Genomic DNA, 11,139 nt, shown 5'->3' on the forward strand with positions numbered 1-11,139 from the left:
GGGATGAAGGCGTAGAAGAGGCCGTCCAGAGTAAAAAGAATCTGAACGGCCTCTTTGTAGATTTCGAATGGAGCTTAAATCCAAAGCCCCTTGGTGTCGATTACGGTCTTGTTCTTTAATTGTGCTGCAGTGACTTCCTTAAATGGTTTGTGGTCTACCAGGAGGAGGACAATCTGCGATTGGGAAATTGCAGGAGCGAGTTGATCCAAGGTTACGTTATTGAATTTTTCCAAGCTTTCGGGCAGCTTGGAAATGTTTGGTTCAACAGCATGCACCGATATGCCAGGCAGGCGCTGAGCAATTTCCTGCGCGATATGAAGAGAAGGTGATTCTCTCAGATCGTCGATGTCAGCCTTGAAAGAAAGTCCAAGAACTGCAACATCGGTGGCATTATTATCTTCGACAGCCCGTTGAACTTTAGAGAACACCCACTCTGGCTTACTATCGTTCACCAGACGAGCAGTGTGAATGAGCCGAGCCTCTTCTGGGGCAGCTGACACGATAAACCAAGGATCCACCGCGATGCAGTGTCCACCCACCCCGGGGCCTGGCTGGAGGATATTCACCCGTGGGTGATGATTAGCTAGGCGGATCAATTCCCACACGTCGATGTCGAGCTTCTCGCAGATGAGGGATAGCTCGTTAGCGAACGCAATGTTTACATCGCGGAAACTATTCTCGGTGAGCTTTGAGAGTTCCGCAGTCCTTGCATTGGTCTGAAGGAGTTCGCCTTCACAGAAGGAACTGTAAATCTCGGTGGCCCTCCGGGTGGCCTCTGATGAAATCCCGCCAATTATCCGGGCGTTAGTACGAAGTTCCTCCATGGCTCTACCTGGAAGAATTCTTTCCGGACAGTGTGCCACGTGAATTACAGGTTTGGTCGATTCGGTCTTACCGTTGTCAAGAGATAGATCTGGACGGAGTTCCAAGATTCTCTCTGCCATCTTCTGCGTAGTGAGGGGTGGAGAAGTAGATTCGAGAACTACCAATTCATCGCCCACAAGTTGTGGAGCAATGCTCTCAGCAGCGGAGTAAATGAATTTCATGTCTACGTCATGGGATGATGTGAACGGCGTAGGAACTGCGATGATATATGCATCAGCGTGTGGGACGGCTGTGGTTGCATGGAAGGTGCCTTTAGCGAGCACATCTTTTAGCGCATCCTCCAGACCCGGTTCTACTATTGAAATTTCTCCGTCGTTGATCTGGCGCACTTTTTCGGGGAGGACATCTACACCCGTCACGTCTAAGCCGTGTTGCGCCATCATAACTGCTGTCGGCAATCCGATGTAGCCTAAACCGATAAAGGCCACTGAGTTCTTAGGCACTGCTCTTTGCCTTTCCTTTTATCTTTCTTGGTCTGAAGAGTTTACCTTCTCCTTGAGATTACCATTATATTCAATTGGTGAATAATTCCACGGCGGGATTAGAGGGGGTGAAAATTCGTTGTCAGAATGCTGTGACGTCTAAGAAGTTAACCCGCGGTTGCCTGCGGGTTTATGAACCTGTGTATTTTCCGTGCGCGATAGTATAATTACGGTAAAAATGCCACATATCTGTGGGGAACCTGTACATTTAGTAGCAACTAAATTTATTGTTTGTTCCTCTTTTAATTAGATAGGATTATTTGACAATGGAGTTGGCTGAGACCGCACGAATCTCCCTACCCGGGGGTGTGTGTAAAGTGGGGCTCTTCATAGGTTGGCTGGCGGATGCTTATGTCGCAGATAATGATTACATTGCTTCATTCAAGTTTGAAAACGAGTTTGGAGAACAGATCGGGCATGAGAGCATCGGTGCGGCAGTGACAAAACTGGTCGACTTGCCCTACAGGTATTTGAAAGTAGTAGACCGTGGCCGGATCACTCTACTCCGTGCGGAGGCAATCCAACTGGAAAAACCTGCTTATGCAGTAGGGGTCTCAATAATACCGTGGTCAACCAAGGCGAAAAAGACCGATGTTTCGGACAAACTAATGTCATTCGCTTTTGTTAGCGCTGAGAATGAGAGAAATCAAGCTTTTATTTTGAAGGTCGAACAGTAATGGAAACGTCGGTTATTCTAAAAGAAATTCCAGGTGACTTGGATAGTGCGAGGGAGTACCTGGAGCACTTACATTCTTTAGACGGGGTCGCAGATGTTCGAATTGCGATTCCTGACGGCTCCAACATTGAGATAGAACCGGAGTGGTGTGGTGTTGCACGAAGTTTGGGTCCTGAGCTGCTGACAGTAGTCGTGACGCCCTTTTGCAAGACACCAGCGCAGCGATTAAACGTTGCGGCAGCTTCGGCTGAAACTGACAACCTCTTGATCCTGGAGCGTGTCTATTGGCTAAACGGTTCCTTTGTGGAGAATGCGCTCACTGAACTCGACCGGCATGCGCGTGCGATTGTGAGCCCGAAGGGTTTTTATGCTTCGCTAGATCACTCGGTCCCTGTTGCGGCCCAGCTAGAAACAGCTGATGCGACTCCTTTGGACGAATTTGCCCTGGGATATTTGCTCGTCATGCGCAAGCGCGATTTCCTCCTTTTTAGGGGATTCGATGAGGAAAAACAATTCGCTTATTATTTGTGTCGTGAATTGGAGTGGAGGATTCGCAATTACGGGTGGCGTGTACTGCATCCGAAGAAAGTTTGCGGATACACAACTCAAGAGACGACGCAATATTTGCGTGAGAACGGTTTACCAACCGACCGTTCACAAATCCAAAAAGGTATCTGCTCAGATTCATCCGTATTTCGGAACCTCATTGACTGGTCAGTGGCGCCTGAGCTTCGAGTGCCTCTCATAACTGTGGCCATCGCTACCAAGAATCGATCGGATCTTCTTGTAGAGTCTCTCAATTCGGTTCTATACCAGTCGTTTCAAGACTTTGAGATCATCGTTGCTGATGATGGCTCGGATGATCAACAATCGGTGCAGAGGGCAGTTGGTTCGGTGGGGGATAGCAGGGTCACTCTCATCCAAGTCAAAGACTCAGTTGGAGTGAGCAGAATTAGGAACCTAATTGCGGACCACTCTCACTGTGAGCTAACCGCTGTTCACGATGACGATGACATCATGTTGCCTGATCGGCTGCTCCTGGGGATATCTGCATTAGGCGGAGATGCAGATGCCAGCTATGGGTCCTGGATCAATTTTGATGATGAGACCGGCCAAATGCGTGGATTTCTCACCCAGATTGGTTTCGATGACACCCTGGTAGCAGCAGTTGGGGCTGCTCCAGGTCATAGTACTTGGACTCTGCCGACGCAGCTGATCAAACAGTTCCGGTATAACGAGAAGATCACATCTTCAGTCGATCATGATCTCGCCACGAGACTAGTGAACGCTGGAGTTCGATGGAAACACACCGGTGAGTATCTATACCTTAGGCGTGTACACGAGTTTCAGATCACTGCCCAGGACAGCAGTAATCAGAAAACCGGACACTTACTATCGAAGATTCGGAATCGATTTACTACTAATAGTCTCGGCTTTGAAAAAATGGTTGAGAAAGGGAAAAAGAAGCTATACCCGAAACCACGAGGGCAAAAGGATATCTTTTCCAATTTCGGAGGCTTCTTGCCGGATAAATTGGTAGATCGCGAAGTTTCCATCCGGGGAAATACTGCAAACAGAATGCTACAGGCGCAACTGTCGTGCCAAAATGCGCGCATAATCCTTGAAAAGGACCTTCTTACCAGCAGACCGACTTTGGAACAGAGTTTCATCGCTAGAGTGAGTCAAGAACAACTTGTGCATTTGAGGGGTAGCGTTTCCGGTCCCATAACCGTAGCCGGGAGATTGAAGCCGTCTCAATCGGCTCCTGCCGTTAGTGAGATCGATCGGGTTGAAGCTGATGCGAAACTTTCCTGCAGAAATACTGCACTCGATAGAGTCGTTGTCTTGTATGGCAGCGCCTGCAGAATTAAACAAGATTGCCATGTGGTCGTCGATTGGGGAGCACCATACAGCGCGGAAGATCTCGTGTCGCCGGATCTTCCAGTGCCGTTTTTTGCACGGAAGGTAGAAGTAGCAGAGGAGTTGGGGATTCACCAGCGAGTATGCGTCTATGCTTATGAAAATCTCTCTGATGCGCTGATTTGTATGTACCACCTTCGTGCGGAGAAAGAAGCATCAACTGATAGAAGCATTTCCTTGTATAGAGAGGGAAAGCCCTTCGACGTTGCATACGAGACAGTACGGCTACTCGAAAATGAAGAAGTCAGAGCAAGCTCCAATGATTCAGGGCTGGATGGGGAACAGTAGTGAAAATAGTTAGTAGCAATAGGTCAAACGGTCAGTTCAGCGTTGCAGCGGTTCCGGAATTCGAATACGAAACTGCGGCAAATCCGTCTAATCTGAGGCTCGATTTTACGGCGCTGAAACCAGAATCCGAGTACGTTGTGGGAGCTGCAACCATTGTATTCCCACACATTATGGAGTTTGCGATCGTCAAGGATCCCCTGATCTCAGTAAGCGGAAGTAAGGCACTCGAAAAATATTTGGGCAGCGAATTCACCCATTTTGGAGTTTGCTCTCAGCGGAAAACGCAAAGGCCGGGGCAATCGAGATTGATTATCGGCGATTTTAGGTCGGAGGCGGTGCCTAGGCAATTTGGAAATCAGATGAGAAATCTTCTGGTTCAGGTTCGTGACACCACGATTTGGCGTGGTGGACTTTTTTCAACAGATCGAATCGAGCTGTCCGCGAACATGAGCTCGTTCACTTCAGTCGGTTTAACTCGCACTGAGTTCTACACCGCGGTGGCATTGTGCTTGGCGGGTGATTTCAGTTCACAAAATTTGATAGTGGAAAAAACAGAAGGAGTCACGGACGAAAAGGTCCAGGCTCTTGAAGATTTGGCGCGCGGATTGGGGATCAGTCTCCGAATCTTGGCGATGGGAGATTTCGAAGCGAGGTTTGAAGAGTGAATAGATCCAGACGTATTTTGATGCCGGTACGCACCGTCGCAGAATGGGGCGGAGTCCATGAATGGACGGTGGATGCTGCTAAGGCGCTCATTAAATCAGGGCATAAGGTTACTTTTGTTGGGCAGGGATCGACGTTTGAGATTCGAGCCAAGAACACGGGAGCCGACTTTTTCCGTGTCGATTGGTCGCAGTGGCAGAAGAGCCTCGATACTATTCAAGATTCTGTTGCTTTTGATTTGATATTTTCACACGCGCCTGAGGGGAGAAAACTGGGACTAGCACTTAGCCAGAGGATGAACTGTGAGCATGTCGTGATGATCCATGGAGCATTCCATGATCGTATGTACGAGTGGAGCAACGATGTTGATGCATTTATCGCAGCAAGCCCATCGTTAGTTCATTTCGCGCAGCGAATCGGACGAGTCGCTCCGTGGAAAGTTACATGTGTGCCCAATGCTGCTCCCGACGAGATTTTCGAGCTCCCTCTTGTTTCGTTTAAAGACAAGATAGCTAACGGGGAAGCATCCATTGTCACTGCGTCTAGGCTGTCGAAGGACAAAGTGCAGCAGATTGGTGCAGTTGAGCAGGCAGTTCGAATTCTCTCTAAAGAGCTTCCTGATGTCCACTGGAACATTGACGTGTACGGCGACGGTCCATTGAAGGGATACTTCGCTAGAAGGTACGACAGGCTAGTGGGCACTATCCCCAACGTTTCGTACAGCTTGCGTGGATGGATTTCGCCAAATGAGGTGCCAGAGAAGATGAACGAATCCTTCCTGACCGTCACTGCAGGAATGGCCGGCATGCGCGCGTGTGCATCTGGGACTTTATGTCTTGGAGTTGGTGCCAGAAACAATGTTGGAATTCAATTCGGCCAGAACCTAAGAGCAGGAGTTTGGTCCAATTTCGGTGACCATGGGATCCCGAACTTTACGCCTACTAGTATCGAAAAAGATTTGAAGCAGCTATGTGAACCTGAATGTTATGACGAAGCTGTTTCTGTAGCGAGAAAGGTCATCTGGGACGGAAACCGGCAAAGCGTCGTTGACGAGAAGATGCTTGCTGCCTTGCATTGTTAATGTGTGATGATAAGGAAGGCGCGACTTTTGTTTAGTCGCGCCTTCCTTTATGAGCTGGGAACGGCTCTTAAATATGAGTTTCCCTTTGCTTGTTGATGAGTGTCTTTATATTTTGCAGAACTTTTGACCACGAATCGGATAGCTGATCGAATTCTTGATCGAAAATCTGTACGGGGGAGACATCTTCTTTGATATCTTCAGCACGCTTGAAGTTTTGTACAGGTAGAGTCTCCGAAATCCTCCAACGAATACGGATTGCATCAAAGTGCCCGGCGAAATTACTTGGGGGCGTAAGCGATTTAACGTTTTCTCCCTCCAGCAAGTGGACTTTGAGCTGGTCCTTCTCCTCTAATCGGGCTGGGACGTAGGCATACTTAGCAGCAAGCCATGCGCCTCGAGTTTCCCCCAGAGAATAATCACCATGTACCCGTAAACCCTCTAGACGGTTAGATCGGTTGGGAAATGCTCTAATCGGTTGCCGCTTAAAAAGAATAGCCTTTGCATTGGATGATTCCAACTGTTCAAAGATGGTCTTCTTTTCAGTTGTAACTGGAAGCTCGTCGACATCGATAATCATGACTGACTTGGCTTTCATGGTGAAAGCCCTGCGAGAGTGCTCCCACGACACATACTGTCCGAAATCGGAATCCCATCTGTTTGCAGGACCACCCGTAACTCCGTAGGGCGTCTTCCAATCGACGATCACCCACTTTTTCAGGCCCGGTATCATGCTGAGCAGTTCTTCCAAAGCCGAAAGAGAGTAGTCATTACTCTTGTTGTCGTAAATTACAAGAGCAGAAGCTCCGTTTACTACAACGTTGAAATACGCCCAATACGCAATCCATTCCAACCGATTGTTTTGCTGCTGAGTTACGATCACACGCTCGCTGGCGAGAAAGTCCGGGTCAGCACTATTGACGGTGCGCCTCCAGCAACCGAGTTCGCTCTGGATACTAAGTTCACCGCATTCCTCTTCCGTAGAAAACGAAGCTCGCGACATGCGGTTGAAGTTTTCGAAAACAACGGAATCAGACACATCCTTTCCGTTCCACCTAAAAACGGAGTCCTTGAGTGGTTCCTCAAGGTTCAAGAAAGGAGGTCCAATTAGCCAAACCCGTCCGCCAGAAATCAACACATCCGAGAAAATGGTTTGAAAATCGAATTTCTCCAGATAATTGTCCTGCTGCATATCTTTAGGGCGTGGTGGAATCCGATTAGTTGCAGCATTGTCGGAAAGGCTGATCATACTGGGTCTATAAAGCACGGCACTCCAATCGGTAAAATTTTCGGGTAGGACTTTCTCTGTAACGTAGTTATCCTACTCCTGAAGAGGAGTTTTTAAATGTATTGGTCCGATGAAGCTCCACTATTCGGGGGGATTCAAAAAGCACCACCCAACGTGCAAGCACGTTGCTCTAACGGGTGGTGCCACGTGAAGTTTACCCCAACCTGTGGAATCTATGAAAACAGCCCAAGAAGACCAATCGCATTGCTCATGCGCTACGATTTAACTCGAATCCCGTGGACAAACTGCCGGATGTACTGGATAAACAAGATGAGGTTCAAGCAATGGCGAACGTAGTGGTATTTGGGCTTGGGTATGTAGGACTTTCAAATGCAGTACTCCTTTCGACGAGAAACTCCGTGATCGGCGTCGATCTCGACGAAAATAAAGTCAACCTAGTCAATCAAGGGCTATCTCCAATCGTTGACAAGGAGATTCAGGAGGCCCTACAAAACGGAGAAGTAAACCTGAGAGCGACTTTGGATGGAGACAAAGCGCTGGAGCAGGCAGAGGTAGCCTTCATTGCGACGCCAACGGACTATGACGTGGAGGCCGACTTTTTCGATACCGGGTCCGTGGAATCCGTACTGGAACAAATCTCTCGAGTAAATCCGAACGCCACAGTAGTAGTAAAGTCCACCGTTCCGATTAGCTTCACGAGGCGAATGGAGAAACGCTTCCCGGATCTCACGATCGTTTTCAGCCCTGAATTTCTGCGCGAAGGGCGTGCCCTTTACGACAATCTTCACCCATCGCGCATCGTCACTTCGTCAAAGGATCGCGATGCCGCTATATTGGTTGCAAATTTGTTGAAGGACTCTGCAGCTGATTTTGATGTTCCCGTTCTGATTACTGGCACAACAGAGGCAGAAGCCATCAAGCTTTTCGCCAATACTTACCTGGCAATGCGGGTTGCGTATTTTAACGAGTTGGACACATTTGCTAGAAAGACCGGCTTGAGCTCGCGACAGATTATTGAGGGGGTGTCTCTCGATCCGCGAATTGGTGGCCACTATAACAATCCAAGTTTTGGTTACGGTGGTTATTGTTTGCCCAAGGATACGCGCCAACTTCTTGCGAACTACAAAGATATCCCTCAATCGCTGATCTCTGCGATTGTGCAATCGAATGCGCAACGTAAGGAATTCATTGCTTCCGAGGTGTTGGACCGAGCGCCGAAAAAGGTGGGAGTGTACAGGCTGACAATGAAGTCTGGATCAGACAATTTCCGTTCCTCATCGATCCAAGATGTCATCAAGATCCTCAACAACGAACATGTTGATGTTGTGATTTATGAACCGACGCTGGACGGGGAAGAATTTGGTGGCATCCCGGTCGAGCATGATTTACCAGCTTTCCTGCAAGAATGTGATGTGCTGTTGGCTAACCGGTGGTCCCCGGAATTGGCAACGTATAAAGGCGAGCTCATCACAGCGGATTTGTTCAAGCGAGATTAGTAAGGGCTGCATAAATTCTGTGCTTCACTTACACAGTAAACGTGGCCAGGTGAGAGAGACCACGGGCAGAATTGCGAGCTAAGAACGCGTGACTAAAGCTTTGAAAACTTCAGTGCGATCCTGCCAACCTTTCACTGAGGACGGGAGATTTTTCCGGGTTTTCGCAGTAACCAGGGTATTCCGGATAGCAGATGCGAGCTCATCCGGATGCTCCGGGCACACATATACTTCGTCGCCACCAGTGATCTCGACAAGCGCCGGAAGATCGCTAGCTACGACGGGCTTGCCTAGCGCCTGCGCAATCTGCGCCTTTATTGGAGCTACGACCCGGGTGACAGGGGTGTCTTTCCTCGGCAGTACGAATACGTCCAGTGCTGCATACCACTTCCAGATCGATTCCCTTGGTTGGCGTCCGGCGAAGATAACTCGACCGGTGAGTTGAAGTTCGCGGGTAAGTTTCTCGAGTTCCGGGCGTGCCGCACCGTCACCGACAATCAAGCAGGTGACATCGGGGAGTAGCGCGGTTGCTCTGATAAGATCATCAAGACCTTCGTAGCCGACAACGCTGGTCACCGTACCGATGGTAGTAGTATTCGGGAGCCCTAGTTCTTTCCGAATCTCTTCCTGATCGTATTTTTTTCCAATGAGTGACTCGTCGACGGCGTTGGGGACAACGATGATTTTTCCCTCGGCGACTCCTCTGATAACCATCGCTTTTTTAGACACTTCGCTCAGCGACACGACCGCCGAGGCTGCCTTCATCGCGGCAGTTTCTTGCGCGTGGGCAAGTTGATAAAACTCGGACTGCTGCCGTTTCTGTTGTTCACTTTCTGGGAAACGTGAAAGCCACGTGCTTTCCAGTTCGCCACGGACTTCGTAGACCCACGGGATACCGAGTATTTTGGCGGCGCGGGAGACGATGATCGCGTTTTTGTATTCCGTGGTGGTGTGGAGAATAGTGGGGCGGAACCATTTAGCCACCTTCACTAGCTGTTGTACCGCTTCGTCATCACGCGCTTGGAGAGTCCGAGGGTAGACCGTGGGGATGAGGCGTTCGTAGGGGATGCCGTCGACGTACTCAATGGCGTGTCGCGGGACTTTACCGACTAGTAGCGGATAACCAAGGCGAGTAACGACGTGAAGGGTGACACCCTGCTTTTTGAGTGCAGTGAGGATGTTGTGTGAGCGCTCGGTGTAGCCGGATTGGGTGTGGGGGAGGCTGTTGTTGAGATAGAACAGAACTCTGGGTTCTTCGTGCTGAGCAGAAGATTCGCTGTTGTGACTAGACAACTGCATCCCAGGAACGATAGGTGCTCGTAGCTGGTCGATAGTTTCCTGCGCCCTACGCGCTATGAGCTCGCTACGATCTGCACCAGAGTACCGTACCGCTTCACTCAGCTTTCCCTGCTTGACCAACAGTCGTTGGGGAGAGACTTCACTGTCTGCCGGTACGTATCTGTTTAAAACTGGAGATAAAACCGGTAGATCTGCGAGGCGGATGCGTTCCTTCACTTTGCGCGCGAATTCCTGCGGGTCGTCACGCAACATCCCGAACATGGCGGTAGCTAACGTAGTCGCGAGGCGCGCGGGAAAAGGAAGCGTAGGCATTGTGGTCCTCTGCAGTCAGTCTTTCCTCAATAGGAATGTGAAAAAGTTTTCCTCTTTAGTGTAGGCATTAGGTTTTGGATGGGATGACTGTGTAAGGAAAAGTGAAATCCTGGTTTTGAAGCCTGGCAAAGGTCGGTGGCGAAGCGCTCTGGTGTGACACAATAAGGATATTGTTTGCAAAACTAAAGGTTGCATCTTCGCATTCGGGTGATGCGGAGGCAGATCGCGGTAAGGAGCGCTAGGCATGGCGAAGGTCAGTTCTCGTCCTCGAAGGTGGGGTCGCTTCTTTGCGTGGCCAGCCTTGGTGTTCGGGGTATTTATCGTCATTCTTGGTGTTGTGATGCCTGACGAGCTCCCCATGGTGATCTTCGGCTTGGTGTTCGTTATCCCGGGTGCCTGGTGGATTATCTCGGACCGGCGGGACCAAAAGCAATGGGATAGGTACGAGGAGACGGTGGAGAATAATCGTCGACTAGCGACGATGATCGGTGACGATAACCCGGACATAGTCGCGGGGATGGGGGTAGAGGACCCGCCTTCGAAGCGGTCGCGTCACTGGGGGATCGTCTCCATCGTGATGGTTGTCCTGTTCGCTGGTTTTGTAGTGCTCGCGCCCAAACAGGAAACCACCAGTGAGGAAACACCGACGACGAGCGCGTCGCCGACTACTTCTTTGACGGCGACAACAAGTAAGACATCGACGACGCGCACCACCGCGAGCCCCTCGTCATCCACCACCACGACTACGCAGGCACAGGAACCGACCGTGACGAGCACAGGAACAGTGGAACCTA

At 49.8% G+C, this 11,139-nt stretch carries 8 protein-coding genes and 1 pseudogene; 6 read left to right on the forward strand and 3 right to left on the reverse strand.

What is annotated here, in order from left to right; all coding sequences use genetic code 11:
• Nucleotides 1–74: 74 nt before the first annotated feature.
• Entirely contained in the window at nt 75–1,328 is a 1,254-nt protein-coding gene (gene wecC, locus HMPREF3044_RS11600; protein ID WP_070741898.1) for a UDP-N-acetyl-D-mannosamine dehydrogenase, read from the reverse strand.
• Between the two features lie 305 nt (nt 1,329–1,633).
• On the opposite strand from wecC, the gene HMPREF3044_RS11605 reads away from it, so the two are divergent.
• The 4 genes from HMPREF3044_RS11605 to HMPREF3044_RS11620 are packed head-to-tail and all read left to right on the forward strand — an operon-like array spanning nt 1,634 to nt 5,995.
• A complete protein-coding gene (locus HMPREF3044_RS11605; RefSeq protein WP_070741901.1) occupies nt 1,634–2,044 on the forward strand; it encodes a hypothetical protein in 411 nt (136 codons plus the stop codon).
• Nucleotides 2,044–4,251, forward strand: a complete 2,208-nt coding sequence (locus HMPREF3044_RS11610) for a glycosyltransferase family 2 protein (RefSeq protein WP_070741904.1) — start codon at nt 2,044–2,046, stop codon at nt 4,249–4,251. Before HMPREF3044_RS11605 ends, HMPREF3044_RS11610 begins: the two co-directional genes overlap by 1 nt.
• On the forward strand, nt 4,251–4,916 hold the full coding sequence (locus HMPREF3044_RS11615; protein ID WP_070741906.1) for a hypothetical protein: 666 nt from the start codon (nt 4,251–4,253) through the stop codon (nt 4,914–4,916). Before HMPREF3044_RS11610 ends, HMPREF3044_RS11615 begins: the two co-directional genes overlap by 1 nt.
• On the forward strand, nt 4,913–5,995 hold the full coding sequence (locus tag HMPREF3044_RS11620) for a glycosyltransferase family 4 protein (protein ID WP_246821072.1): 1,083 nt from the start codon (nt 4,913–4,915) through the stop codon (nt 5,993–5,995). The genes HMPREF3044_RS11615 and HMPREF3044_RS11620 overlap by 4 nt, the downstream gene beginning before the upstream one ends.
• A 67-nt stretch (nt 5,996–6,062) precedes the next feature.
• Here the strand turns inward: HMPREF3044_RS11620 and HMPREF3044_RS11625 are convergent, their stop codons facing one another.
• Nucleotides 6,063–7,241, reverse strand: a complete 1,179-nt coding sequence (locus HMPREF3044_RS11625; protein WP_141759697.1) for a hypothetical protein — start codon at nt 7,239–7,241, stop codon at nt 6,063–6,065.
• Between the two features lie 323 nt (nt 7,242–7,564).
• On the opposite strand from HMPREF3044_RS11625, the gene HMPREF3044_RS11630 reads away from it, so the two are divergent.
• Nucleotides 7,565–8,737, forward strand: a complete 1,173-nt coding sequence (locus tag HMPREF3044_RS11630; protein WP_070741915.1) for a nucleotide sugar dehydrogenase — start codon at nt 7,565–7,567, stop codon at nt 8,735–8,737.
• A gap of 78 nt (nt 8,738–8,815) precedes the next feature.
• Here HMPREF3044_RS11630 and HMPREF3044_RS11635 read toward each other — a convergent pair whose 3' ends face one another.
• Nucleotides 8,816–10,033: a glycosyltransferase gene (locus HMPREF3044_RS11635; RefSeq protein WP_168167256.1), complete on the reverse strand. Its 1,218-nt coding sequence runs from the start codon at nt 10,031–10,033 to the stop codon at nt 8,816–8,818.
• Nucleotides 10,034–10,589: 556 nt separating this feature from the next.
• Between HMPREF3044_RS11635 and HMPREF3044_RS11640 the strand changes: the two are divergent.
• Nucleotides 10,590–11,139 (forward strand): annotated as a pseudogene (locus HMPREF3044_RS11640) (hypothetical protein); the annotation flags it as partial.

It is taken from the genome of Corynebacterium sp. HMSC073D01, assembly GCF_001815555.1.
In the GTDB taxonomy this organism is placed as follows: Bacteria; Actinomycetota; Actinomycetes; order Mycobacteriales; family Mycobacteriaceae; genus Corynebacterium; species Corynebacterium glucuronolyticum.